General features: G+C 40.5%; 24 protein-coding genes. 16 read left to right on the forward strand and 8 right to left on the reverse strand.

From position 1 onward, the window contains the following. Positions 1-106: 106 nt before the first annotated feature. From KNQ97_RS06520 to KNQ97_RS06530, 3 genes are read left to right on the forward strand one after another with little or no spacing between them, the layout of a single operon-like run. Positions 107-1,234 (forward strand): Re/Si-specific NAD(P)(+) transhydrogenase subunit alpha, encoded by a 1,128-nt coding sequence (locus KNQ97_RS06520; protein WP_001165468.1) that lies wholly within the window; start codon positions 107-109, stop codon positions 1,232-1,234. A gap of 11 nt (positions 1,235-1,245) precedes the next feature. Next, positions 1,246-1,560 carry a proton-translocating transhydrogenase family protein gene (locus KNQ97_RS06525; protein WP_000230434.1) on the forward strand — a complete coding sequence of 105 codons (315 nt, stop codon included), beginning with the start codon at positions 1,246-1,248 and terminating at the stop codon, positions 1,558-1,560. Positions 1,561-1,572: 12 nt separating this feature from the next. Next, positions 1,573-3,027, forward strand: coding sequence for an NAD(P)(+) transhydrogenase (Re/Si-specific) subunit beta (locus KNQ97_RS06530; RefSeq protein WP_000394402.1), 1,455 nt, complete (start codon positions 1,573-1,575; stop codon positions 3,025-3,027). 52 nt (positions 3,028-3,079) lie between these two features. On the opposite strand, the gene KNQ97_RS06535 is transcribed toward KNQ97_RS06530, so the two are convergent. The 6 genes from KNQ97_RS06535 to KNQ97_RS06560 form a co-directional block, all read right to left on the reverse strand. Then, positions 3,080-3,901 (reverse strand): SDR family NAD(P)-dependent oxidoreductase, encoded by an 822-nt coding sequence (locus KNQ97_RS06535; RefSeq protein ID WP_065086743.1) that lies wholly within the window; start codon positions 3,899-3,901, stop codon positions 3,080-3,082. Between the two features lie 251 nt (positions 3,902-4,152). Further along, positions 4,153-4,554 carry a ribosome silencing factor gene (gene rsfS, locus KNQ97_RS06540; protein WP_001047580.1) on the reverse strand — a complete coding sequence of 134 codons (402 nt, stop codon included), beginning with the start codon at positions 4,552-4,554 and terminating at the stop codon, positions 4,153-4,155. A gap of 81 nt (positions 4,555-4,635) precedes the next feature. Beyond that, complete coding sequence (locus tag KNQ97_RS06545) at positions 4,636-5,430, reverse strand: hydroxypyruvate isomerase family protein (protein ID WP_000532984.1); 795 nt, start codon at positions 5,428-5,430, stop codon at positions 4,636-4,638. A 16-nt stretch (positions 5,431-5,446) separates the two neighbouring features. Next, complete coding sequence (locus KNQ97_RS06550) at positions 5,447-6,313, reverse strand: NAD(P)-dependent oxidoreductase (protein WP_001008369.1); 867 nt, start codon at positions 6,311-6,313, stop codon at positions 5,447-5,449. A 10-nt stretch (positions 6,314-6,323) separates the two neighbouring features. Further along, positions 6,324-7,112, reverse strand: a complete 789-nt coding sequence (locus tag KNQ97_RS06555) for a crotonase/enoyl-CoA hydratase family protein (protein WP_001196724.1) — start codon at positions 7,110-7,112, stop codon at positions 6,324-6,326. A 96-nt stretch (positions 7,113-7,208) separates the two neighbouring features. Further along, positions 7,209-10,016 (reverse strand): ATP-binding protein, encoded by a 2,808-nt coding sequence (locus tag KNQ97_RS06560; RefSeq protein WP_253611994.1) that lies wholly within the window; start codon positions 10,014-10,016, stop codon positions 7,209-7,211. A 172-nt stretch (positions 10,017-10,188) separates the two neighbouring features. Between KNQ97_RS06560 and cysM the strand changes: the two genes are divergently transcribed. The 4 genes from cysM to KNQ97_RS06580 are packed head-to-tail and all read left to right on the forward strand — an operon-like array spanning position 10,189 to position 15,682. Next, the gene (gene cysM / locus KNQ97_RS06565) at positions 10,189-11,103 is read left to right on the forward strand and encodes a cysteine synthase CysM (RefSeq protein ID WP_000072604.1); all 915 of its coding nucleotides are present in this window, start codon (positions 10,189-10,191) and stop codon (positions 11,101-11,103) included. A gap of 22 nt (positions 11,104-11,125) precedes the next feature. After that, positions 11,126-11,944, forward strand: a complete 819-nt coding sequence (locus tag KNQ97_RS06570) for a 3'-5' exonuclease (RefSeq protein WP_253611995.1) — start codon at positions 11,126-11,128, stop codon at positions 11,942-11,944. Between the two features lie 9 nt (positions 11,945-11,953). Beyond that, entirely contained in the window at positions 11,954-13,345 is a 1,392-nt protein-coding gene (gene rlmD, locus KNQ97_RS06575) for a 23S rRNA (uracil(1939)-C(5))-methyltransferase RlmD (RefSeq protein ID WP_162280918.1), read from the forward strand. 30 nt (positions 13,346-13,375) lie between these two features. Continuing rightward, positions 13,376-15,682 carry a bifunctional (p)ppGpp synthetase/guanosine-3',5'-bis(diphosphate) 3'-pyrophosphohydrolase gene (locus KNQ97_RS06580; RefSeq protein ID WP_000259109.1) on the forward strand — a complete coding sequence of 769 codons (2,307 nt, stop codon included), beginning with the start codon at positions 13,376-13,378 and terminating at the stop codon, positions 15,680-15,682. 44 nt (positions 15,683-15,726) lie between these two features. Here KNQ97_RS06580 and KNQ97_RS06585 read toward each other — a convergent pair whose 3' ends face one another. Beyond that, on the reverse strand, positions 15,727-16,500 hold the full coding sequence (locus tag KNQ97_RS06585; protein ID WP_000682841.1) for an SDR family oxidoreductase: 774 nt from the start codon (positions 16,498-16,500) through the stop codon (positions 15,727-15,729). Between the two features lie 111 nt (positions 16,501-16,611). Here KNQ97_RS06585 and mazG point away from each other — a divergent pair, with 111 nt between their 5' ends. The 9 genes from mazG (at position 16,612) to yjgA (ending at position 23,250) form a co-directional block, all read left to right on the forward strand. Beyond that, positions 16,612-17,418, forward strand: coding sequence for a nucleoside triphosphate pyrophosphohydrolase (gene mazG, locus KNQ97_RS06590; protein ID WP_253611996.1), 807 nt, complete (start codon positions 16,612-16,614; stop codon positions 17,416-17,418). Further along, the gene (locus KNQ97_RS06595; protein WP_002041921.1) at positions 17,387-17,797 is read left to right on the forward strand and encodes a ComEA family DNA-binding protein; all 411 of its coding nucleotides are present in this window, start codon (positions 17,387-17,389) and stop codon (positions 17,795-17,797) included. Before mazG ends, KNQ97_RS06595 begins: the two co-directional genes overlap by 32 nt. Positions 17,798-17,921: 124 nt before the next feature. Beyond that, entirely contained in the window at positions 17,922-19,385 is a 1,464-nt protein-coding gene (pcnB, locus tag KNQ97_RS06600; RefSeq protein ID WP_001194201.1) for a polynucleotide adenylyltransferase PcnB, read from the forward strand. Beyond that, a complete protein-coding gene (gene folK, locus KNQ97_RS06605; RefSeq protein WP_000219213.1) occupies positions 19,382-19,864 on the forward strand; it encodes a 2-amino-4-hydroxy-6-hydroxymethyldihydropteridine diphosphokinase in 483 nt (160 codons plus the stop codon). Before pcnB ends, folK begins: the two co-directional genes overlap by 4 nt. Before the next feature lie 45 nt (positions 19,865-19,909). Then, positions 19,910-20,719 carry a 3-methyl-2-oxobutanoate hydroxymethyltransferase gene (gene panB / locus KNQ97_RS06610; protein ID WP_000624763.1) on the forward strand — a complete coding sequence of 270 codons (810 nt, stop codon included), beginning with the start codon at positions 19,910-19,912 and terminating at the stop codon, positions 20,717-20,719. A gap of 3 nt (positions 20,720-20,722) precedes the next feature. After that, entirely contained in the window at positions 20,723-21,571 is an 849-nt protein-coding gene (panC, locus tag KNQ97_RS06615) for a pantoate--beta-alanine ligase (RefSeq protein ID WP_000846362.1), read from the forward strand. Positions 21,572-21,593: 22 nt separating this feature from the next. Beyond that, positions 21,594-22,445, forward strand: a complete 852-nt coding sequence (gene rapZ, locus KNQ97_RS06620; protein WP_000821671.1) for an RNase adapter RapZ — start codon at positions 21,594-21,596, stop codon at positions 22,443-22,445. Next, the gene (locus KNQ97_RS06625; RefSeq protein WP_000567533.1) at positions 22,442-22,711 is read left to right on the forward strand and encodes an HPr family phosphocarrier protein; all 270 of its coding nucleotides are present in this window, start codon (positions 22,442-22,444) and stop codon (positions 22,709-22,711) included. The genes rapZ and KNQ97_RS06625 overlap by 4 nt, the downstream gene beginning before the upstream one ends. A 2-nt stretch (positions 22,712-22,713) precedes the next feature. Next, on the forward strand, positions 22,714-23,250 hold the full coding sequence (gene yjgA / locus KNQ97_RS06630) for a ribosome biogenesis factor YjgA (protein ID WP_000124014.1): 537 nt from the start codon (positions 22,714-22,716) through the stop codon (positions 23,248-23,250). 62 nt (positions 23,251-23,312) lie between these two features. On the opposite strand, the gene KNQ97_RS06635 is transcribed toward yjgA, so the two are convergent. Beyond that, on the reverse strand, positions 23,313-24,941 hold the full coding sequence (locus KNQ97_RS06635) for an acyl-CoA synthetase (RefSeq protein WP_000253052.1): 1,629 nt from the start codon (positions 24,939-24,941) through the stop codon (positions 23,313-23,315). Between the last annotated feature and the right edge of the window lie 178 nt (positions 24,942-25,119).

Consider the following 25,119-nt stretch of genomic DNA (forward strand, 5'->3'; position numbering starts at 1 on the left):
TCAAAAAGTTCAATTAGAATCCAAATTCTGTACAAAGAATACACATGGGGGAAACATTGCGGGTTGCAATGTTTTTGACAATGAGAAATTAGCTTGAGGAACGCTCATGCAGATCGGAATCCCAACCGAAACTGTCGTCGGTGAAAATCGTGTAGCTGCTACGCCAGAGACAGTAAAGAAGTTGATTAGCGCTGGTCATAGCGTTGTGATTGAACGTGGTGCTGGTGTAAAGGCTGCGTACATTGACAGTGCTTATGAACAGGTCGGTGCAACCATTACGGATGATGCCTATACAGGTAGTCAAATTATTTTGAAAGTTCGTGCGCCACAAGGCGGGGAAATTCAAAAACTTGCAGCAAATACAACTGTTGTAGCAATGTTTGATCCTTATCGTAATACCGAGCTAGACCAATTTGCGAATCAGCAAGTGTCTGCTTTTGCTCTGGAATTGCTTCCTCGTACGCTTTCTCGTGCACAAAACATGGATGTGTTGTCTTCTCAAGCAAACTTAGCTGGTTATAAATCAGTTTTGCTTGCAGCTGCTGAATATCAACGCATGTTCCCAATGCTTATGACTGCTGCTGGTACTGTAAAGCCTGCACGTGTTGTGATTATGGGTGTTGGGGTGGCAGGCCTTCAAGCGATTGCTACTGCAAAACGTTTGGGTGCAATTGTTGAAGCAACAGATTTACGTCCAACAGCAAAAGATCAGGTTGAGTCTTTAGGCGGTAAGTGGTTAGACGTACCAATGTCTGAAGAAGAACAGCAACGTGCAGCAGATGCAGCAAAAAATGGTTATGGCTGGATGCCGGGTGAGCAATACATCAAAGACCAAGCTGCGATTGTAGATAAAGCTGTATCGAATGCCGATATCGTGATTACAACAGCATTGTTGCCAGGCCGTGATGCACCGCGTCTGATCAAAGCTGAAACTGTTGCCAAAATGAAACCAGGCTCTGTCATTTTAGATATGGCAGTTGAAACAGGCGGTAACGTTGAAGGTTCTAAAGTTGGCGAAACTGTTGTCACTGAAAATGGTGTAAAAATTTTGGGTATTCCAAATATTCCAGCCACTGTTGCGACAGAAGCTTCTGCATTATATGCACGTAACGTTTTTAATTTCGTAGAGACTTTATTCGACAAAGAGAAAAACTTTGCGATTAATCAAGAAGACGAAATCCAAAAAGCCCTATTGGTCACTCATGGCGGTCAAGTGCTGCTTAAGCGTGGTTAAGGAGATTTCTCATGGTTGAAACTATTACAATTTTCGTCCTTGCCATCTTCGTAGGTTATTACGTTGTTTGGGGTGTTACACCAGCTTTGCACACGCCACTTATGGCGGTAACCAACGCATTGTCATCGATTATTGTTGTTGGTGCGATGTTGCAAACAGTTGGCCTGCCTGTACTTGGTGTAGATGCAAATGTTGCATTTCAAAGTGTGAATGTTGTGAGCGTACTTGGTGCGATTGCAGTATTTTTAGCAAGCATTAATATTTTCGGCGGCTTCGCAGTAACTGCACGCATGTTGGAAATGTTCAAGCCTAAGCAAAAGAAATAAGAGGGCTTTGACATGGAATTTATTCAAGCAAATGCAAACTGGTTGTACCTTGTAGGCGCAATTCTCTTTATCTTGACGCTTCGCGGCCTATCTGGTCCTAAAACAGCAATTCAAGGTAACCGTTACGGTATGATCGCAATGGCGATTGCAGTTGTAACAACCTTCTTTGTTGCCAATAACCCAGTTATTTGGATGATTGGTGGTGCAATGGTGCTTGGTGCGATTGTGGGTATTGCACGTGCACGTACTGTACCCATGACTCAAATGCCTGAAACTGTTGCACTTATGCACTCATTGGTGGGTTTGGCTGCGGTTTTGATTGCAGTTGCAGCAATTTTGCATAACAACCAGCTTACAGCATTGTTTGCTCAAAATGAGGCAGCATTAACAGCGGCTGGCGTGCAACATGCACACATGAGTAAGGTTCACCTATTTGAATTGTTTGTTGGTTGTTTCGTTGGTGCGATTACCTTTACAGCATCTGTGTTTGCTTACGGTAAATTGGCTGCGAAAAAATGGGCTAAAACAATCTCTGGTGCATGGGTTAAACCTGTTCAAGCACTTATCTTTGTTGCGATGTTGGCTTGTGGTTTCTACTTCTTCACAACTGGCAACATGACTGCTTTCTGGGCAATGACCGCACTTGCACTTGCATTTGGCTGGGTATGGATTGCACCGGTAGGTGGTGGTGACATGCCTGTAGTGGTATCGCTTCTTAACTCGTTCTCTGGTTGGGCAGCAGCAGGTATTGGTTTTACCCTTGAAAACAACATGTTGATCGTTGCGGGCTCACTTGTGGGTTCATCTGGTGCGATTCTGTCATACATCATGTGTAAAGCAATGAACCGTTCAATCATCAACGTATTGTTTGGTGGTGCAATGGGTGGTGCAGCAGTTTCTACAGCTGCTAAAGGTGAACAAGTTCAACGTAACTACCGTTCAGGTTCTGCTGATGATGCTGGCTTCTTAATGTCAAATGCAGACAGCGTTGTGATTGTGCCGGGTTATGGTATGGCGCAAGGTCGTGCACAAAATGCTGTAAAAGAGTTATGTGAAATTCTAAAAGAACAAGGTGTTCGCGTCCGTTTCGCAATTCACCCGGTTGCAGGTCGTATGCCTGGTCACATGAACGTATTGCTTGCTGAAGCAGACGTAGCATATGAAGACATCTTGGAAATGGATGAGATCAACTCAGACTTCCCGGCAACTGACGTAGTACTTGTTATTGGTGCAAACGACGTTGTGAATCCTGCTGCAAAAGATGACCCAGGTTCACCAATTTATGGTATGCCGATTCTTGAAGCACATAAAGCACGTACAATCATGGTGATTAAGCGTTCTATGGCGACAGGTTATGCTGGTCTTGATAATGATTTGTTCTATAACGAAAAAACAATGATGATCTTTGGTGATGCTAAGAAAGTTGTTGAAGATATGACGAAAGCAATTAACGGTACAGGCCACTAAGTTGCTTTGATATAAAAAAACCACCTTCGGGTGGTTTTTTATTTTTTGAAGGTTAGAGGAACTTTTCCACTAGAGACATAGATTGCTGATAGAGGTCGCGTGCTAATTGCTGGTTTTTGGCATGGGAAGATTTCCAGTCTGGCATATGCGCACTGACATATTCACCATTGCGGTTTTGCCATGTGTCACCAGTCGCCATTTCTGTAATGAGCTTTGCAGGAACCGATGTTGGAACTAAACCTACTTTCATGGCTGCATAAACTGGTTTTGGTAAATCGCGATAAATATCGGAAGCAACACCACCGGGGTGTAATGCATTATTGGTAATTGAACTGTCTGCTAGTTGTTCAGCTAATGCATTGCTGAACAATAAGTTTGCAAGCTTGGATTGTCCATAATAGAACAGGGGATTGTAAAAACCTTCCGCACGAAATTTATTAGGCTTAATTGAACCAACCCAGTGAGCAATAGACGCTAGATGAATAATACGTGCTTGAGGAGACTGCTTTAGAGCGGGGAGTAGTTTTTGAGTTAATAAAAAGTGACCTAAATAGTTAACGCCAAATTGCTGTTCAAACCCATCTACGGTGAGTTGCTTTGTTTTTGAAAATAGACCGGCATTATTAATAAGTACATCAAGGCTGCCATATTTATCTGCAATTTCTTCTGCAGCTTTTTGAGTTAATTCAAGGCTGTTTAAGTCGAGAGAAACGACATCGACTTGTCCTTGGTCGAGTGAGCGTAGTTTGTTTTGTGCCTCTTGTGCTTTTTGAGGATTTCGGCATGCCAAAATGACATGTTGTCCTTGTTTTACAAGTTGTTCTGCTGTGGCAAAACCAATACCTGTATTGGCGCCAGTAATGAGTATCTTCACTTTTTAGTGCTCCGGTTATGCTATTTATTGATGAGACTATAAGAATTGGTATAGTGCTGGAATTCTGACAATTTGTCATGTCAATTTTAAATAAGAGTGATGACTTGCTTGTTAGTGTTATTAAAGTTTTGTTGAGTTACCAGCTTTTCATAGAACATGAGGGTAAAGGTGGGTGTTTAAATAATAAAAGTTTCAGTAAGTGTATAAACAAAAAGCGGCTCAAAAGAGCCGCTTTTTTTAAAAGCAAAATTTTATGCGACCGACTCTGGAGCAGTACGCCATAAGCTTTCTAAATCATAGAATTTGCGGGCAGTTGGTAGCATCACATGTACTACAACAAAGCCAAGATCGATTAAGATCCATTCGGCATCTCGTTCGCCTTCAACGCCAATCGGGCGGAAACCAGCTTTTCGAGCTTCTTCTGCAACATTGTCAGCAAGTGCTTTGACGTGACGAGTAGAAGTACCACTCGCGATGACAATAGCATCAGCAACATTGCTAATAGAACTAACATCTAACTGTAGAATATCTTTTGCTTTTACATCAACTAAAGCGTCATGGACGACTTTAAGACAAGCTTGTACGTCTTTATTTGAGGTGTTCATTGCGAAATCGTGAGAATTAGACACGCTGGGCGATGGTTCTAAATTCATATAGGGTATATTTTCCTGACAATTACTCACTATCTAATATAGTGGTTTTCACTCAGAATTTCAAACAAAACTAGTAACAGTTTATATATTTACATCATCGGAAAAATATTTCTTTTTCCATGTAAATGACTGATTTGAGCCATTTTTAGGTTTATATTCTGCCGCAATATAGCCCTCATAAGCACTTTGCTTAATCCATGAAAAAATTTGCTCATACGGTATTTGAGCTGTATCGGGTTCATGGCGTCCCGGACAATCTGCAAACTGAATATGGCCAATCTGGTGAATATTTTCTTGTAACCCTTCAAGTACATCTTCACCCATCATTGCCATATGGTAACAGTCATATTGCATTTTTAAGGCAGGGTGATTGACTGCTTCTAGCATTTCTTGGGCTTGGGCAATGTTCTGTACCAAAAAGCGTGGCATATCTGTGCCATTAATCATTTCAAACACAGGTTCAATATCGTGTTCTGTCAGTAAATCACAGGCTAATTTTAAGTTGCTTGCAAGTGTCTTAAGGCAAGGAAGTAAGTCAGAGTCTTGAGGTTGCTTACCTGCCAAAATATTAACACGAGGTACTTTTAATGCTGTGGCATAGCGAATCGCTAACTGTAATGCCTCACGAAATGCTGCCTCTTGACCCGGTATACCTGCTAAGCCATTTCCACCTTGCATAAGGTCACCAGCAGGAACGTTAATTAAACATAAATTTAGGTTGTAACGTTCAAGTTGGTCTTGAATATCAGAAATGGCAAGCTCGTATGGGAATTGAATTTCTACATGTTCAAAGCCCTCTGCATGGGCTAATGCAAAGCGTTCAATTAAAGGAACTTCGGTAAAAATCATGGATAAGTTAACGGCAAGACGACCCATACACAAACTCCGTTTATTATTGCTCTACTACTTGAATCATAGTAGCTAAATCTTTCTCAGCAAAGCCATTTTTTTGGTGAGTTTGTAGCTGTAATAGAGCTTTTTGTGCAACGGGGATGTCTAAATTAACATTGTTAGCCAATGTTACTGCGTTGTTAAGGTCTTTCGATAATGTTTGAACTTTCCACTGAACAGGTTCGAAAGTATGAGTCGCCATACGTGGTGCCAGTATTTGAAAAGGTTTTGAGTCGGCAAATCCGCCAGCTAGGGCAGGAGCGAGTAAAGTGGTATCTACGCCCGCGCGGTCTGCCAGTGCAACTGCTTCGGCAATCAGGGCGCTGTTTGCTGCCACAATGAGTTGATTGCAAATTTTAGTTGCTTGTCCTGTGCCTGTATCTCCCATTCGTGTGACACGTTGGGAAAGAACATTATAAACAGGACTTAAAGCTTCAATAGTTTGAGCATCGCCACCTGCAAAAATCACTAGCGTGCCTTGTTCTGCCCCAGCTGTACCGCCTGAAACGGGGGAGTCAATCCATATCACATCTTGTGAAGCAGCAGCCTGAGCAAGTACTTTTGTCGCAGCAACAGAGAGACTTGAGAAGTCGACAATGACCTGACCCGCTTTTAAGTTTGTTTGAATTTGATCAAATACTGCTTGCACAGCTTTATCGTCGGCTAGGCAAGTTAAAATGAGAGGGTACTGTCCGATGTTGGAAAGATCGAGTGCATGCGCGCCAATATCAATAAGTTCTTCACAAGCAGATGCTGTTCGATTCCATACTGCGACCTGAAAGCCGGCTTGTATAAGACGGCTTGCCATACGGCTTCCCATAAGTCCTATGCCTAAAAAAGCAATAGGAGTATTACGATCAAAATTCATAATAAAGCTCTTATCTATATTGGCGTGGTAAAAATTTAACTTCCGGATGTTTGTCTTTTTTACGAGCAAGTTTGCTATTTTTACCAAGTAATAATTTAAGTTGCCAGATTTTTTCTAAGCGTAATGATTTTTCTGGTTGATGTTCCATTGCATCTAGTACACGTTTTGCAGCAGTCAATGCATCAGGTGAGCGCTGTAACATTTCCGAAGCGATCGCATTTGCTTTTTCTAATGGGTTCTCACTTAAGTGAGTCACAAGTCCAATATCTTTTGCATAATTTCCGTCAAAAACACGGGCAGTTAAAGTCAGCTCTTTTGCAAGGTCAACTCCAATCAAGCCTTTGAGCGAACGGGTAAGACCCATATCTGGTACTAAACCCCAGCGGCTTTCCATAATCGACATTTTGGTGTCTGGGTGGGCAATGCGGATATCGGCAGCTAGTGCAAGTTGCATACCTGCCCCAAAACAATAACCTTCAAGAGCGGCAATAACAGGGACGGGCAAATTTTGCCAAATAAGAAAAGCTTTTTGGAAAAGGCTTTGCCCTGGCTTAATAAGTTCCCAAATGGCAAATGCAGAGTTCTTAGGATTGTTTAAGTCAGATAAATCAATACCAGCACTAAACACTTGTGCTTCACCTGTCAAAATTACACAGCGGATATCTCGGTCTTTTTGTATAGCTTTAGCCGTTGTTACAAGTTCTTTGAGTAGAGCAAAACTCATAGCGTTACGTTTATCAGGACGGTTTAGATAAACTGTTGCAATGCCATTATTTTTTTCAATACGTAAAAGTGCCATGAAATTCCCGCTTATTTTTTTATCGATAAGCGGAGCATAGCATGGCTGGAAATTGGAAACATGACAGGTCAGTCATGCCTATTTAGCAACTGTTATTTAATCTGGTATGACTAAAATTTGATGAGCTGCACTCTCAACTTCTTTAATGACGAGACCTAATTCATCGAAACGTCTCATGACTTCTTCAATGAAGCCATCGTCAGCTCTACGGCGTTCTTTGCGTAGCGTAGAAATAAATTGTTCAAAGTCACCCGTCACTTGTTGAAGTTTTGGTGTGCCTACATAGCGTGTTGCGCCATAGAGACGGTGTAGTACATGCTCAAGCTGAGGAAAGTCTTCAAGCTCAATGAGTTGTTGCATTTCTTCTAGCTCGGTTGGGAAGCTATCTACCAACATTTTGAGAAGATCTTGAGCTAAATCTTCTTTGTTTGCTGCCAGTTGTAAACTTTGCTGCCAATTTAAAATTTCTGGATCTAACGCTTCTGCAACCACATGATGATCTTTAGCTAGATTTTGCGCAGTGAAGTTGTTTTTCGTCCATTGCGTTAAAATTTGAATGATTTGCTCCATTTGAATTGGTTTGGTGACATAGTCATTCATACCAACTTTAAGAAGCTTTTGTTTCTCATCTGCAAGCGCGTGGGCTGTTAGAGCAATAATTGGAAGTTGCATTTCCCCATCTAAAGTGGATTCTAAAGATCGGATCGCACGTGTGGTATCAATGCCCGACATAACCGGCATTTGAATGTCCATAAATACCAAATCAAATGGTTTAAGCTTCTGATCAATTCTTTCTTGAATAATATTCAGCGCTTCTTGTCCACTTAAGGCCTTAGTGGTTTTGACATTTAACTCACCTAATAATGCTTCTAAAACAATTAAGTTAGGTAAATGGTCATCGACCGCCAAAATATGTAAACCCTGCCCATTAAAGTCTTGTTGTTCCTCTTCAAAGATAGGTTGGTCACTTAATAATTGAATGAGGCCACTGCGGCTTAATGGTTGATAAAGTGGGCGAGCGCGATATTCGGTGAGCATGTTTGGCTCAAGCGTCATTTGATAGCCGTAAACTGCTAAGTTACCTTGATAACGGCTACGGATTTCTTTGAGTAGAGCTTCAGTATCACCACTATGATCAACAATGAGCCATGTATTGTCTTTCTGGTCGAGATGTTTTAAGCGGCTAAACAAGTCCAGAATCGATTGAGTTTCGATATGTGGTACTTGATAATTTTCAAGATAGTAGCGCAAAACACTGGCTGTTGCAGGGTGAGCTAAATAAGACACTACTTGTAAATGTTCGAAGTGAGGATGTTCAATCTCATGTTCTTCATCTACAGCAAACTGTGCAGTAAACCAGAATGTTGAACCTTTTTCTGTTGGAGCACGTTCTTGGTTATCTTCAAAGCCAATTTGGCCATGCATGAGATGAACCAATTGTTTAGAAATTGCCAGACCTAAGCCTGTACCACCAAATTGGCGGGTAACAGATGCATCGCCTTGCGAAAACGACTCAAATAATTTTTTACGGTCTGTACCGCTTAAACCAATACCACTGTCCTGAACACTAAAATGAAGCAAGCACTGACCGATGTCATCATGTTCCATACGTACACGAACAATAATTTCACCGTCTGGCGTGAACTTGATGGCATTGGAAATCAAATTGGTCAAAATTTGCTTAAAGCGTAAAGCATCACCAATCACTTGTTGAGGAATGTTGTCTGCATAATAAAAAGCCATGGCAATATGCTTTTGTGCAGCCAAAGGTGACAACATATCCATGACATCAAATACAGCTTCTTCTAAGTCAAAAGGTGCTGTTTCAAGTTCCAGTTTACCTGCATCAATTTTTGAGAAATCTAATACATCATTAATTAATGCTAATAAATGGGCGGAGGACTTGCGAATAGTTTGTAAATAAAGGTTCTGTTCGTTACTTAAATTTTGTTGGCGAAGTAATAAATGAATAAAGCCATCAATACTATTAAGCGGTGTACGAAGTTCATGACTGATATTGGCCAGGAAAACCGATTTTGCCTGATTAGATGAAATGGCTTGGTCGCGTGCTTGACGGTAAGTAATGTTTTGAACTTCTAAAGTATCTAAAGTTCTGCGTAAGTCTTCTTCTGTTTGCTCGGTATGTTCTTTTAACTCTAAAAAACTAAAGTGTAAGCGTTTCACCACGTTTGCGATATCGCGCTGGAGTAATCTTAACTCACCGGAACTGTTAATCACGATGTGTTGGTCTAAAGTGTCTGCATTGAGACGCTGTAATTGCATACGTATTTCATACATGGGTGCAATCCAGCGGCGAGAATAAAAGTTAAGACAGAGCAAAAGTAATAATAAAGTCATCAGGCCAGTAATGACTAAAGCAATCAAAATGCGATAATGCGCTAATTCAAGTGGTTGATTATCCATTTCAATCAAGAGCCAGACAGGGGGCTTTCCTGCGGTATCAATGATACGGACTCCATAGATATTATTATGGTTATAAGAGATCGGACCAAAAAAGTTATTGTTTTGTGTGAAGTTAGGCCAGTAACGATTATCTCGATAACCGATACTTAAATAAGTCTGACCATTACTATCAATTAAAGCAGCACGCTTTAGATTTTTCTCGCTAAACATACTTTGCATAATATGTTGAGCATGATCATATTCATCTGGTTGTAGTTCTACTAATGTGTAGAGATCTTTAGCAATTTGATTGTAGCGTGCCAAAATCGCTGAGGCATGATGCAATTGTTGTTGCTTTGCAGAACGTGATGTTTCAGTTAAAACCAGAAAAGCCCCAACACACGTTAAAATCATAATGGGCACAAAAATAAGAGCAATTAATTGCCCATATGCATGATTCAGACGTAAGCGTTTCGATAAGGTTTTATTGAAATTAGACATAGCTACATCAGATTGATCTCTCTGTAGGGCATATTATCACGCTTTATTTTAAAACAGACGGCATTTTATAACTGACTGGGCTTTAATCACTTTCATTAAAAAGCATAGTGAAATGGATGCAGTACCGATCATTTTTTCATACAATAGTGCCACCCCGATTTAGGTGTTGATCATGAGTAATACACAACCTGATTTTTTAGCCGACGAATTTTTGTTAGATCACTATGTAGGTAAAACACCTCTGGTCCGTTTGCAGCGCTTGGCTTGTCATACGCAGGCAACGGTTTTAGCAAAATTGGAAGGTAATAATCCAGCAGGTTCTGTAAAAGATCGTCCTGCATATAACATGATTATGCAGGCTGAAAAGCGTGGTCAAATTAAACCAGGTGATACATTGGTTGAAGCTACCAGTGGTAATACCGGTATTGCTTTAGCTATGGTTGCGGCGATGCGCGGCTATAAAATGAAACTTATTATGCCAGGGAATTCAAGTCAGGAGCGTAAGGACGCCATGCGTGCTTATGGCGCAGAATTGATTGAAGCGCCGAATATGGAAGCTGCACGAGATATGGCTTTGCAAATGCAAGCTGAAGGCCTAGGTTTAGTCCTCAATCAGTTTGGTAATCCAGATAATGTGGAAGCTCATTACCTTACGACTGGCCCTGAAATTTGGAAACAAACAGGTGGAAAGATTACCCATTTTGTAAGTTCAATGGGTACAACCGGTACCATTATGGGTGTTTCTAAGTATTTAAAAGAACAAAATCCAGATATTCAAATTATTGGTTTACAACCTTCTGAAGGTTCAAATATTGCCGGTATTCGCCGTTGGCCACAAGAATATTTACCTACAATTTTCGAACCAAAGCGTGTTGATCAAATTATGGATATTCCGCAAATTGAAGCGGAAAAAACAGCTCGCCGTTTAGCACGTGAAGAAGGAATTAGTGCAGGTACATCTTCTGGGGGGGCGGTATGGGCTTCAGTAAAAATTGCAGAAGAAAATCCGGATGCTGTGATTGTTTGCATTATCTGTGACCGTGGTGATCGCTACTTGTCTACAGGCCTGTTCTCAGTACAGGACTGATGACTCATAATTGAGAGAAAAAATGCGTTTTCCTACTTTAGTTTTTGATATTGAAACTTTAACTGATTTAAAAGCGGGAGCGCATTTATATCATCTTGATTTGCCAGAGGCAGATGTTGAACAGGCACTCACAAAAATCCGCCGCCAAGAATCCGGCATGGATTTTCAGCGTTTGCCTTTACATGAAATCGTTTGTATTTCTGGTTTGTGGATTGATGAATCAGGTTTCAGATTATTTTCTTTTAGTCGGGAATACTATTCGGAAGCTGAAATTTTACAGAAATTTCTATCCATTTTTGATAAGCGCCATCCAACCTTAGTGAGCTGGAATGGTTCGCAATTTGATTTGCCCGTCATTTTGTTCCGTGCCATGTATCATGGTCTTTCGGCACCCGGGTTATTTGATCAAGGCGAGCTTGATAGTCAGAAGCGTTTTAATAATTACCAAAACCGTTATCACCACCGTCATATTGATTTAATGGATGTTATGGCAATGTTTAATGGCCGTAATTTCCAGAAACTCGATGATGTAGCCTGTATTTTAGGTTTACCAGGTAAACGTGGTGAGTCGGGTTATCATGTGCCTGAATATGTACGTACAGAACAATGGTTAAAGTTAACCAGTTATTGTGAAGGTGATGTGCTCAATACATGGTTTATTTATTTGCGTTGGCTATTGCTCAAAGGCCAAATGAATGTAGATGAGCATAACCACTGGATTAGTTCGAGTATTGAGTATTTACAGACTATGCCTCAGCAAGCCGATTTTCTTGAGGTGTGGCAACGTACATCGAAGCATACCGAGTTTACGTCCCACTATTTTAACCCTTTAAATTTTTAGGTTCATTCTTTGAAACAGCAAGCCAAATCTCGTAAACCTCAACAACCCGAATATATTTTTCAGGTTGAAACTCTTTCTCATGAGGGGCGGGGAATTGCGCATTATGGTTCTCATCCAGATCATCCGGCAGATAAGCATGGTAAAAAAGTGTTTATTCGTTATGCGTTGCCTGGAGAAACAGTAAAAGCCCAAATTACGCATGAGGCTAAGCGGCTTGAAGAAGCTGAAATGGTAGAGCTTTTAGCGGAACCTTCAGCAAATCGTGTAGAGGCAGTTTGTCCTCATTATGGTATTTGCGGGGGGTGTAGCATGCAGCACATCCACCCTGATGAACAGATCCGTTTAAAGCAAAATGTCCTTCAGTCACACTTGCAACACTTTGCTGGTATTCAGCCTGAACAATGGTTAGAGCCAATTCGTTCTTTGCAAAGTGATTATCGCCGTCGTGCTCGAATAGGTGTGCGCTATTTGCCAAAACAGGACCGTTTGATTCTAGGTTTTCGTGAGCATCATAGTAATCGTTTAACATCTATCCATACTTGTAGCGTTTTGGATAAAAAGTTATCAGATAGTCTGCCGGAATTGCGTAATTTACTCCAAAGTCTAAAAGGCAAAGCGCATATTGGTCATGTAGAATTAGCAAAAGGTGATCATGAAACATCTTTATTAGTTCGTCATATCGAAAAACTAAACAATGCTGATGTCAACCAATTAAGACAATTTGCGTTACACAAAGGCTGGCAGTTGTATTTGCAACCTAAAGGACCCGAAAGTCTTCGTCGTATTGATGAAGAACAAGGAGCTATGCGATTACATTATGCTTTAAATGCATTTGATGTAAATTTTGCTTTTTCGCCATTGGATTTTACGCAGGTCAATGCCACAGTAAATGAACAAATGGTGCAATTGGCATGTGAATTGCTTCAATTGCAACAGGGTGAAAGAGTACTAGATCTGTTTTGTGGGTTAGGTAATTTTTCGCTTCCACTTGCACGATGTGTTGGTGCAAAGGGTCAGGTTGTAGGTGTGGAAGCAAGTGAAGAAATGGTGCAGCGGGCAACAGATAATGCAAAGCGTAATAATCTGGTGCAAGCAAGCTTCTTTTCACAAGATTTAACAAAAGATTTTTCGCATCATTCTTGGGCAAATCAAGGATTTGATGCATTATTGATTGATCCTCCTCGTGCTGGTGCATATGAAATTATGCAGTATGTACCGAACTTTGGAGCAAAAAGAATCGTTTATGTATCATGTAATCCAGCAACATTAGCAAGGGATGCAGGTGTTTTGGTTCAACATGGTTACCAGTTAAAAAAAGCAGCGGTTATGGACATGTTTACGCACACAGAACATGTTGAATCGATTGCTTTATTTGAGAAAATTCAAGAGATAAACGATTAAAAACATGAGTTACATATCCAGGAGAATGGTATGGTCACAGTACGTGAACAGTTACCTGAACAACTAACTGAGTTGTCAGAGGAAACGACTGTAGAGCATGCCGCCGAAACACAAGTCGGTTTAGCCTCATGGTTGGATCGGGTTCGTGAAATATTAGATGGGGCAGAGCTTAAACAACTCGAAGAGGTTGCGCATTTAACCCTACAAAAAGAGTTAGATTCAACGGTTAATCATCGTTCCAATACATTTGCTACTGGTGTTGGAATGGCTGATATTCTGGCGCATTTACATGTAGATGAAGATACTTTATCTGCTGCAATGCTTTATCGTAGTGTTCGTGAGGACATTACTGATATAGAAGAAGTAAAGCGAAAGTTTGGTGAGCAAGTTTATAACCTTGTCAAAGGTACTTTGGCAATGGGTAAGCTTTCAGAGCTTATTGAAAAAAATAAACGACTAGAAGACCATTTTAATAACAACCAACGGGAACATTTAAGCGGCATTTATAAAATGCTGATTTCAGTGACCGAAGATGTTCGTGTCGTTTTAATTAAGTTAGCTGAACGTACTTACTCTTTACGTGAGTTGGCAAACTCATCACGTGAACGTCAAGAGCGTGTGGCGCGTGAAATTTTAACTATTTATTCACCATTAGCGCATCGCCTTGGTATTGCACAGCTGAAGTGGGAACTTGAAGACTTAGCGTTTCGTTATTTGGCGCCAGACCGTTATAAAGAGATTGCTTCATTACTCAATGAAAAACGTCTTGAGCGTGAACATTATATCCAGTTCGTGATAGACCGTTTAAAAAGTGAATTGGCGGCGCATGGTATTGAAGCTGAAATTACAGGTCGAGCAAAACACATTTATTCGATTTATCGAAAGATGAAAAGCAAAAACCTAAGTTTCGATCAGCTTTATGATATTCGTGCTTTACGTGTATTGGTGAATAGCGTACCTGAGTGTTATCACTCATTAGGTATTGTTCATCAGATTTGGCGTCATATCCCACATCAGTTCGATGACTATATTACTAACCCGAAAGCCAATGGTTATCGCTCATTACATACTGCTGTTATTGCTGAGAATAAATCTTTAGAGGTACAAATCCGTACTCATGAGATGCATGACGAAGCAGAGTTAGGGGTATGTTCGCACTTTAACTATAAAGAAGGTTCAAAGAATACCGACCACTCTTTTAACCACCGTTTGCATTCGCTTCGTGCTGTTTTGGAACATTACCAAGAACGTAATGAAACAACAGTACATCAAAATGAAGATGAGACGGAAGGTTTTGATCAACTTCAAGACTTTGAAGGTTTTGAAAAGATTTATGTCTTTAGTCGTGATGGTGATATTAAAGAACTACCACGTGGCTCAACAGTTTTAGACTTTGCTTACCATGTGCATACAGAGGTTGGAAACAAGTGTTATGCAGCGCGTGTTAACCAGCGCTATGTACCATTAACCTATACGTTAAAAACAGGTGAGCAGGTTGAGATTTTAACTAAGAAGGATCGTGAGCCTAACCGTGACTGGTTGGTGAACTCTTTAGGTTATATCAAGACAGCTCGTGCTCGTGACAAATTACGTCATTGGTTCAGACAGCAAGACCGTAGTAAGAACCTTGAAGTTGGTCGTGAATTACTCAACAAAGAATTGTCTCGATTGGCGATTCACCCTAAGAGTATCGATCTCAACGATTACTCGTCACATTTTAATGTGAAAACAGGGGATGATATTTTGGTTAGTCTGGTCAGCGGCGATATTAGTTTGCATGCCCTGATTAATCAGATTAATCGTCAAATGCATCTGGATCAGGATGAACCTGAACTGGTACTTAAACCAACATTAAACCCACGTGCCAGCCACACTCTGTCTGCGCATGGCATCTTAATTGATGGTTTAGACAATGTTGAGCTACATATTGCGCAGTGTTGCCAACCAGTTCATGGTGAATCAATTGCCGGTTATATCACGTTGAACCGTGGGGTAAGTATTCATAAAGTCTTGTGTTCTGATTATCAACGCATGATCAAGCAAGAGCCAGAACGTGCTGTTGAAGCCGATTGGGAAATGCAGCCAACTCGTGGTCAAAGTGTTCAAATTGTAGTTGAGGCTTATGATCGTCGTGGCTTACTCAAAGACTTAACTCAAGTGATTTTTTCTGACCAGATTAATATCCGTCAGGTGAACACAATTTCTGAGGCAGATGGTATTGCTAATATGAAGTTGCTCATTGAGGTGAAAGGCTTGGCTCAGCTTTCACGTTTGTTAGCTCGTTTAGAGCAACAACCGGGGATTATTAGCGCACGACGCATGATTCAAGGTGTTTAACTAAATTGAGAAAAAGGCCGTCAATTGACGGCCTTTTTTATAAGCTACTTTCTTGATAGATAAATATTAGTTAAACGATTTAAAAACTGGGGGCTTATTGTTGAGAGTTGATAAAGCAATTTGGTTTTTATACCAACTGGAGTGTGAGTCGGTGTCCAGAAATGAGCTTTTTTCTCTACAAGTGAAAGCACCTGTTGAGCAATATCATTAGGCGTTAAATCGACTCCCATGTTTTGAATAGAACCTGCATCCATATTGTTGACCATTGCGGTTTGTACAAATAAAGGCATCACATCTAAAACACGAATACCGTATTTTTTCCATTCCACATCTAAACCTTCGGTAATTCCTCTCACTGCAAATTTACTGGCCGAATAAGAAATGAGGTCAGCTTGCCCGTAAATTGCAGAAGCTGAAGAGAGATTAATGACTCGTGCAAAAGAAGCTTGCTTTAAATAAGGGAGTGCAGCATGGCAGCCATTGATTACGCCGTTTACATTAATATTGATTGTTCTTTGGTGTGACTTGATATCGATATTTTCAAAGGCTCCGGAATATAAAATCCCTGCGTTATTCACCAAAATATTAAGCTCGCCAGCCCAGTCGGTAAATTCTTTTAATATATGTTGCCACTGACTGTAGTCACTGACATCTAGATAGCCTGCGCATGCATTTGGTCCTAATTCCTGCGCTAAATTTTGAGCAAGCGACTCATTAATGTCATAAATGCCGACTTTATAACCCCGCTGATAAAATACCCGTGCAATTTCTGCTCCAATACCTTGAGCTGCGCCACTAATCAGAATGCTATGTTTCATCTTTTTTTCTCTTTATCGTTACAATATGACGAATGATTTGCCGCTTTAATTTTGATCATAGCAAATTAAGATTTTAAAGTTACTGACCAATTTTTTGAACTTGAGGGTTACATGGATAAATTGCTTAAAATTATGCAAGAGCTACGTGAAAAATGTCCGTGGGACCAAGAGCAAACTCCAATGTCACTGACTAAATATGCGATTGAAGAGGCATATGAAGTCGAGGCTGCCATTCGTCAAGGTGACATTAATGAAATTCGGAATGAATTGGGTGATCTGTTATTACAAGTGGTATTTCAATCGCAAATGTTTAGCGAGCAGGGGGCGTTCAATTTTCAAGATGTGGTTGAGGCAATTAGCGAAAAATTAGTACGACGCCATCCGCACGTTTTTCAAGCAGACCAATTTAACAACTTAACACCAGAACAAGTAAGTGAGTTATGGAAACAAATTAAACAACAAGAAAAGCAAGGAAAACCACAATCAAGATTAGATGAAATTAAACATGGACCAGCACTATCTCAGGCGCAGGAAATTCAAAAAAATGTTGCAAAAGTTGGGTTTGATTTTGAAACGGTAGAAGATGCTTATACAAAATTAGAAGAAGAATTAGATGAGTTTAAACAAGCACTTGAAAATCAAAATAGTAATGAAATTCAAGATGAATTTGGAGACTGCCTGTTTTCATTAGTCAATGTAGGACGTAAACTTGGCATTTCAAGTGAAAGTTCACTTTTATCAACCATACATAAATTTAGAAGTCGTTTTGCTTTTATTGAAGAGCAAGCCATAAAACAGCAAAGAACATTGGAAGACATGACCTTGTCCGAAATGGATGAATTGTGGAATCAGGCAAAACGACAATTAAAATCAGGGGAAAAACCACATGCAATACAGCATGAGATTTTGGAAAAATAAGTATTTTGTTTTAATAATTTTGTGCTTGGGAGTAATTTCACCTTCGGTTTACGCACAATCTTTTGATCAAAACTTTCAAGAATGGAAGGCTAAACAGCAGATGTATGACCAAAAGTTAAACATCACTAAGTCTTCTCATTCTAATGGTTCTAAAATTTCTCAAACTAAAAATTTTAATGACTCTACAGGGCAAATTCATTTGAATCAGGCGAATGTAAATGAGTTTCAGCAGTTAAAAGGTATAGGTGAGAAAAAGGCTCAAGCTATTGTAGAATACAGACAAAAGAACGGTAGCTTTAAAAATATTGACGAAATTAAAAACGTTAAAGGAATTGGACCAGCTATTTTTGAAAAAAATAAATCGCGTTTAGCCTTATAAAAGTTCTATTCGTCAATTATCATTTCCTGCGCAATCTAAGAGAATCAAATTGCCCTTTGTGTGTGTTAGAGCTATGATTAGCGACAACTTGTTATTTACGTCCTGACGTAGGAGACAGCGTCTTTTGCAAACCTTGCGAGCGTCAAAATGTGGTTTGTCCACAGCCCAACTTCCTTCTTCGATTTTAGATGTGATCGATAGTCTGACTAAAGCAGGCTATGAAGCTTATATTGTTGGGGGTGGTGTCCGTGATTTAATGCTAGGACTCAATCCTAAAGATTTCGATGCAGTCACCAATGCAACACCTTCTCAAATTAAAGAAGTTTTTGGCCGTCGATGCCGAATTATTGGCCGACGATTTGAATTGGCACATGTCTATTCAGGACGTGAGCTAATCGAAGTTGCCACTTTCCGTGCTCCTCCTAAAAAAGCGGTGACCAGTGCTTCGGGCATGATTTTACGTGACAACAACTGGGGAACCATCGAACAGGACTTTGCTCGACGCGATTTTTCTATCAATACTCTGTACTACCAGCCGCGTAAGGGTATTGTGCTCGATTTCTGTAAAGCAATTGATGATGTCAAAAGTAAGACTTTACGTTTATTGGGCGATCCTGTGCAACGTTTTGAAGAAGATCCGGTGCGTATGCTTCGGACATTACGTTTTGCAGCTAAGCTCAACTTTAAAATTGATCCGGCAATTCTCGACATTTTTGATGTTGAGATGACGCAATTACTTCGTGATGTTTCACCACACCGTTTATACGATGAGTCTCAAAAGCTTTTCACAATGGGACATTTGGCACGCGTATTACCAATGTTGATTGACTTTGGCGTGTGGAAACAGCTTTTTGCTGATATTCGTCCGGATCTCACTCCATTTATTCAACGTGCAGCAAAAAATACTGATCAACGTATTCAGGTGGGTAAAACGATTAATCCGGCATTTTTCTATGCGGTTTTATTGTGGCAGCCATTTTTAGAGCGTTGTGATTTTTATTTATCAAAAGGCGTTGTTCCGGCCGAAGCACGTGCTCAAGCAGGTTTGGATGTTTTAAAACGTCAAGCAACACGCACAGTTATTCCTCGTTTTGCCGAAACTTTTATTCGTGAAGTTTGGGAAATGCAAACCCGTTTGCTTAATCCAAAACCACAGCAAATTGAAGCATTGGCAAGCCATGCTCGTTTCCGCGCTGGGTTTGATTTCTTATTACTTCGTGAAAAGTCAGGTGATGACACAACACAGGGAATGGGAAGCTGGTGGGAAGCTTACCAAGAAATGTCAAACGACGAAAAAGAAGCTGCGATTAGCCAATATAATCGTCAGAAGGCGAAAAGTCGTCGTAAGGTTGCTGCTGAGCCTGTTGAAAGCAATAAGGTTGATACGGAAATTGAGCCTTTAGTTGATGTTCCAGAGCCTAGAAGCCGTCGTGGTAAAAAAGAGCGTGCACGACAAGAGCAGTCTATTGACCGTTTTATTGAAAAATCTTCCGCAGCACAAACGAATGTGATGAGTGATCATCCAATTTTAAAGCGCAAGCGGGTACAACGTGATTTGAGCCAAGTTATTTTTGGGCCGACACAATGACAGTAACCACATATATTGGCTTAGGAAGTAACCTAGGGGACTCACGCCAGATTCTGTCTGAAGCGATAGCTAAACTTAAATCTCTTGGTGAAGTGAAAGTATCTAAACTTTACCAAAGTCCCCCTATGGGTCCCCAAGATCAGCCGAATTATCTAAACGCAGTCGCTCAGCTAAAAACCGAGTTACTTCCGCTGGACTTACTTGACCAGTTACAGCGTTTTGAGCAGGAAGCTGGGCGGGTGAGACTCCGTCATTGGGGGGAGCGAACTTTAGATCTTGATCTACTGATTTATGGCAATGAAAAAATACAAAATGAGCGCTTAACGGTGCCGCATGTAGGAATATTACAACGAGATTTTGTTGTGATTCCTTTATTAGATTTAGATGCTGATCTACATATTAATGATCAGCCACTTAAAAATTTAGAACTCATACAGCAGCCAACGCTGACTGTACTTGCTGATGAGTCTTGGGCTTAAAGCCGGACTTATTACGTTCTGCAAACTCCTGTAGAGGATACCATCATGATTAGTCTAAGTGACTTAAGAAAATTTAAAGCCGAAGGACGTAAGTTCTCTTGCCTAACTTGTTACGATGCAAGTATGGCAAAAGCAATGGAACTTGCTGAAATTGATACGATCTTAATTGGTGATTCTCTTGGAATGGCAATTCAGGGGCGTGACTCAACTTTACCTGTAACTGTTGAAGACATGGCCTATCATACAGCGGCAGTCCGTCGCGGTAATCAGCATGCTTTAATTATGACTGACTTACCATTTATGAGTTATGCCACTTTAAACGATGCTTTGCAGAATGCGAAAACAGTTATGCAAGCTGGTGCCCAAATGATCAAAATCGAAGGCGGTGCATGGCTAAGTGAAACTGTCCAAGTGTTAACACGTAATGGTGTGCCTGTATGTGTACATTTAGGTTTAACCCCGCAGTCTGTACATGTATTTGGTGGCTACAAGTTACAAGCTAGAACGCGCGAAGCAGCCGATCAGCTTATTGCCGATTGTACAGCGGTGGTTGAAGCGGGCGCGGCAGTTTTATTACTTGAATGCGTTCCGGCACAATTAGGTCAAGAAATTGCTGAATTGTTCCCAAATACTCCTGTGATCGGTATTGGGGCAGGTAATGCGACTGATGGCCAGGTATTGGTTGTACAAGACATGTTAGGTCTAACGTTTGGTCGAGTTGCGCGTTTTGTACGTAACTTTATGAAAGAACAATCTGGTGAAACAGCGATTTTAGATGCTTTTAAAGCTTTTCATGCTGCTGTACAAGATCAGTCGTTCCCAGCTAAAGAACACACTTTCCAAGTTGAGCTGTAATTCATGAAAACAGAAACCACTATACAAGGCTTAGCTGCTTCTTTAAATCCTGCTAGAGCTGCACGTAAAATCATTGGTTTTGTCCCAACGATGGGAAATCTACATGAAGGCCACCTCACTCTTGTTCGTGAAGCGAAAAAGTTATGTGATGTTGTGGTTGTGAGTATCTTCGTGAACCCAACACAGTTTGGTCCGGGTGAAGATTTTGATAATTATCCGCGTACGTTAGAGCAGGATAGTCGTCTACTTGCAGATGTTGGCTGTGACATTATTTTTGCACCATCAGTTGAGCAAATGTACGGTACACAACCTCGCTTAACTAACATTAGCGTCAGTCAAATTACTGATGATTTATGTGGAAGCTCACGTCCGGGGCACTTTGATGGCGTAGCACTGGTTGTCACCAAACTCTTTAATATTGTGCAACCGAATTATGCTTTCTTTGGTCAAAAAGACTACCAGCAATTAGCAGTGATTCGCCAGTTTGTACAGGATTTGAATATTCCGTTAGAAGTTATTGGCGTACCAATTGTTCGTGCAGAAGATGGTTTGGCACTGAGTTCAAGAAATGGTTATTTGACTCCTGAACAGCGTCAGGTTGCACCAGTCATTTATCAAGGTTTAAAACAAGCCGAAGAGCAATTACACCAAGGTAAAGATTTACAACAAGTCTTGGCAGATTTGAAAACACTGTTGACAGACAATGGTTTTGTTGTGGATTATGTGGAGGCTCGTCAACCTAATTTGTTAGCTGCTTCTCAATTTGATCGTGATATTGTGTTGTTTGTCGCGGCAAAGTTAGGTGGAACGCGCTTAATTGATAATCTACAAGTTGCCTTTACACCTCAATAATATATAAAAGGACAGCCATGCCATGAAGCGTATACTTATCGTGACAGGACAGTCTGGTTCAGGAAAATCTTCAGCTCTTCAAGTATTAGAAGATTTGGGCTACTACTGTATTGATAATTTACCTTTGGCATTGCTGCCTGAGATCGTGGCAAAGCTAGATCATGAAAATAATCTTGAGCAGCTTGCTTTAGGGGTGGATGTACGAAGTACTCGGGCAGATATGCAAGAGTTCGACCATGTTTTTGAGCAATTACAAAAACATGGTACGGTTGATGTGATTTATCTGACGACACAAGATCAAGATTTGATTGCACGATTTAGTGCTTCACGTCGTCCACATCCGTTAGCAAATCGTTTCAAAAGCCTTTTACAGTGTATTCATGAAGAAAAGCAGTTGCTGATTCCAATTCAGTTTCGTGCCACTGTTCACATTGATACCACAGATAAAAGTGTTCACGATTTAAAACATATCTTGCTATCAAAACTAGGGCAGTCAGATAATCTGATTGTTATATTGCAGTCATTTGGTTATAAACATGGCATTCCTTTAGATGCCGACTATGTTTTTGACGTACGGCATTTACCAAATCCGCATTGGGATTTAGAATTACGCCGCTTTTCTGGTTTAGACGAGCCAGTTAAACAATTTTTAGAAGCAAGTCCACAAGCAAATGAAATGTTTGAGGACATTCTCCACTTCTTAAAAAAATGGCTGCCGGCATTTGCTGAAGGGCATCGTCACTATATGACGATTTCAATAGGTTGCACAGGCGGCCAGCATCGTTCAGTTTATATGGTAGATAGACTAAAACAAGCACTTGAGGCAGAATGGTCTGTTCAGGTCTTACACAGAGAAATGAAGCACTGGTCATGATAGACACAACTGTTGATGTAATTAATAAACTCGGTTTACATGCACGTGCATCAGGAAAACTGATAGAGGTCACTACAAAGTTTCGTTCGTCAATTCAAATTGGTAAGGGCGATCATTTAGTAGATGCAAAGAATATTATGTCGTTACTGATGTTAGGTGCAGGTAAAGGGACTACTTTACGTTTAGTCATTGATGGCACTGACGAAGAACAGGCATTAAATGAAGTACAGGCGTTATTCGCCGCAAAATTTTATGAGGCAGATTAATCGTGGCACGTCGTCCCAAGCGTTATACTGAAGAAGATTTTGATTCTTTAGAAGGACGTGCAAGTAAAACCGAACAGAAAAAAGCAGTTCAACGTATGGCTGCTTTAGGTGAGCAGTTAGCACAACTTTCTATCAAACAAATTCAAAAACTTCCTGTTGATGAGCGTTTAATTGATGCTCTTTTGGAAGTTCAGAATATTAGTTCATTCGAAGCGCGCCGTCGTCAGTTTCAGCGTGTTGGTAAACTCTTGCGCAATGAAGATGAAACAGTCATTTTGTCTTATTTGACCCCTCAGCAAGGCGCGAAGAAACAAGCTCAACTCATGCGTTGGGTGGATCGTATGATCGAGCAGGGCGATCCTGCAATCAATGAGTTTAGCAAAATCTATAATGCATCCGAGCGACATACTTTACGCCAGCATGTGTTAAGAATTAATCGTGATAAAACCCAGCAAGTTGCAGAAGCAGATCTTGAAGCAACTAAAATGAAATTTATTAACTATGTACAACAGGTTGCTCTATTGTCCGATCAAGGTTAATACAGTTTTTAATAAAAAAGCGGCGTTAGATAAGCCGCTTTTTTATTTTTATAGAGTTCAGGTTAAGCACGTTCTTTTGCCCATTCGCGCAAGATGAATTTTTGCAATTTACCTGTTGAGGTTTTTGGAATTTCAGTAATCACCACATCTTTAGGAACTTTAAAGCGCGCAAGTTCTTTTTGACAATGCTCAATAATTTCTTCAGGCGTGACACTAGCCCCAGTTTTTAATTCAATAAATGCGCATGGTACTTCTTGCCAACGTTCGTCAGGTTTTGCCACAACAGCGGCTGTTAAAACTGCTGGATGTTTATATAAAACGTCTTCGACTTCTAAAGATGAAATATTTTCTCCACCTGAAATAATAATATCTTTAGAGCGGTCAGTAATTTTTGCATAACCATCTGGGTGGCAAACCGCTAAGTCTCCAGTGTGGAACCAGCCACCTGCAAAAGCTTCCTCAGTTGCCTTTGGATTTTTTAAATATCCTTTCATGACAATATTGCCACGGAACATGATTTCTCCCATGGTTTCACCGTCATTTGGAACTGGCTGCATCGTTTCAGGATCTAACACCCGCATACTATCTTGTAAAGGATAAGGTACACCCTGACGAGAGTGTAGTTGCGCTTGCTCGGTAATGGAGAGGTCGCTCCATCCCGCTTGAGAAGCACAAAGCGCAGATGGTCCATAGGTTTCGGTTAAACCATACACATGGTTGACATTAATCCCAATATTTCGCATACCTTCAATGACAGCGACAGGTGGAGCAGCACCTGCTACCATAACTTCAACATGATGTTCTATGCTTGGCTGCTTTTCCTTAGGCAGATTAATAATCATAGATAGGACGATTGGAGCGCCACAGAAGTAATCAACTTTATGTTTGGCAATAAGCTGCATCACCAGTTCTGGGTCAACTTTACGTAGACAAATATTGGTTCCGCCACTTGCTGCAATACTCCATGCAAAGCACCAACCATTACAGTGAAAAAGAGGAAGTGTCCATAAATAAACAGCACGGGGTTTCATACCACAGGCTAAAATATTGCTTGCTGCATTTAAATATGCACCTCGGTGGTGATAAACCACTCCTTTAGGATTTCCAGTGGTTCCAGAGGTATAATTTAAACTAATTGCATCCCACTCATCTTCAGGTAATTGCCATTCAAAATTGGCATCGCCTTGAGCTAACCATTCCTCATATTCGAAAGAACCAAGGAATTGGTTTTCGCCTTCATACTCTTCATCCGCAACATCAATCACAATAATATGTTGGTTAGGAATGAGCGATAAAGCTTCTCTTGCTAAATTAACAAACTCGGGGTCAACTAAAAGTACTTTAGTTTCAGCATGCTCTAGCATAAAAGCGATGGTTTTAGCGTCTAAACGGGTATTTAGGGTATTAAGAACAGCACCCGCCATTGGTACAGCAAAATGTGCTTCAATCATTGCTGGTACATTTGGCAGTAAAACTGAAACCGTATCATTTTTAACTATGCCTAATTGTTGAAGCTGAGATGCAAATTGACGGCAGCGCTGATAAGTTTGTTTCCATGAAATCTGACGGTTGCCATGAATAATAGAAGCTTGGTCTGGGTAGATATAAGCTGCGCGCTCTAAATAGCGCAAAGGGGATAACGCAACAAAGTTTGCGGGTGTGCGTGGTAATTCGTTATAGGCACTAACCATGTGAAACAACTCCGTGTTCTATTTTTTAATTCATTCTTTGAAAATATGGCTTAATAGTAATCAAAGCATTAATGCTTTAGTCTTAAAGAGAAATACCTCCCAGTCAGAAAATGAGCAGAAATGCTATTTTCAACATCTTAAATCAGTTCTGATGAATAATTATCCTATTTATGTATTT

Source organism: Acinetobacter sp. UC24323, assembly GCF_024151445.1.
GTDB classification, from domain to species: Bacteria; Pseudomonadota; Gammaproteobacteria; order Pseudomonadales; family Moraxellaceae; genus Acinetobacter; species Acinetobacter baumannii.

Bases quoted from the DNA above. Each gene is read 5' to 3' on its own strand.
- folK (WP_000219213.1), top strand. From the start codon at position 19,382: ATGACAGTAACCACATATATTGGCTTAGGAAGTAACCTAGGGGACTCA.
- KNQ97_RS06570 (WP_253611995.1), top strand. From the start codon at position 11,126: ATGCGTTTTCCTACTTTAGTTTTTGATATTGAAACTTTAACTGATTTA.
- panC (WP_000846362.1), top strand. From the start codon at position 20,723: ATGAAAACAGAAACCACTATACAAGGCTTAGCTGCTTCTTTAAATCCT.
- KNQ97_RS06635 (WP_000253052.1), bottom strand. From the start codon at position 24,941: ATGGTTAGTGCCTATAACGAATTACCACGCACACCCGCAAACTTTGTT.
- mazG (WP_253611996.1), top strand. From the start codon at position 16,612: ATGGATAAATTGCTTAAAATTATGCAAGAGCTACGTGAAAAATGTCCG.
- KNQ97_RS06530 (WP_000394402.1), top strand. From the start codon at position 1,573: ATGGAATTTATTCAAGCAAATGCAAACTGGTTGTACCTTGTAGGCGCA.
- KNQ97_RS06525 (WP_000230434.1), top strand. From the start codon at position 1,246: ATGGTTGAAACTATTACAATTTTCGTCCTTGCCATCTTCGTAGGTTAT.
- KNQ97_RS06560 (WP_253611994.1), bottom strand. From the start codon at position 10,016: ATGTCTAATTTCAATAAAACCTTATCGAAACGCTTACGTCTGAATCAT.
- KNQ97_RS06550 (WP_001008369.1), bottom strand. From the start codon at position 6,313: ATGAATTTTGATCGTAATACTCCTATTGCTTTTTTAGGCATAGGACTT.
- KNQ97_RS06585 (WP_000682841.1), bottom strand. From the start codon at position 16,500: ATGAAACATAGCATTCTGATTAGTGGCGCAGCTCAAGGTATTGGAGCA.
- KNQ97_RS06595 (WP_002041921.1), top strand. From the start codon at position 17,387: ATGCAATACAGCATGAGATTTTGGAAAAATAAGTATTTTGTTTTAATA.
- KNQ97_RS06555 (WP_001196724.1), bottom strand. From the start codon at position 7,112: ATGGCACTTTTACGTATTGAAAAAAATAATGGCATTGCAACAGTTTAT.
- KNQ97_RS06625 (WP_000567533.1), top strand. From the start codon at position 22,442: ATGATAGACACAACTGTTGATGTAATTAATAAACTCGGTTTACATGCA.
- panB (WP_000624763.1), top strand. From the start codon at position 19,910: ATGATTAGTCTAAGTGACTTAAGAAAATTTAAAGCCGAAGGACGTAAG.
- KNQ97_RS06580 (WP_000259109.1), top strand. From the start codon at position 13,376: ATGGTCACAGTACGTGAACAGTTACCTGAACAACTAACTGAGTTGTCA.
- KNQ97_RS06520 (WP_001165468.1), top strand. From the start codon at position 107: ATGCAGATCGGAATCCCAACCGAAACTGTCGTCGGTGAAAATCGTGTA.
- rsfS (WP_001047580.1), bottom strand. From the start codon at position 4,554: ATGAATTTAGAACCATCGCCCAGCGTGTCTAATTCTCACGATTTCGCA.
- KNQ97_RS06545 (WP_000532984.1), bottom strand. From the start codon at position 5,430: ATGGGTCGTCTTGCCGTTAACTTATCCATGATTTTTACCGAAGTTCCT.
- rapZ (WP_000821671.1), top strand. From the start codon at position 21,594: ATGAAGCGTATACTTATCGTGACAGGACAGTCTGGTTCAGGAAAATCT.
- cysM (WP_000072604.1), top strand. From the start codon at position 10,189: ATGAGTAATACACAACCTGATTTTTTAGCCGACGAATTTTTGTTAGAT.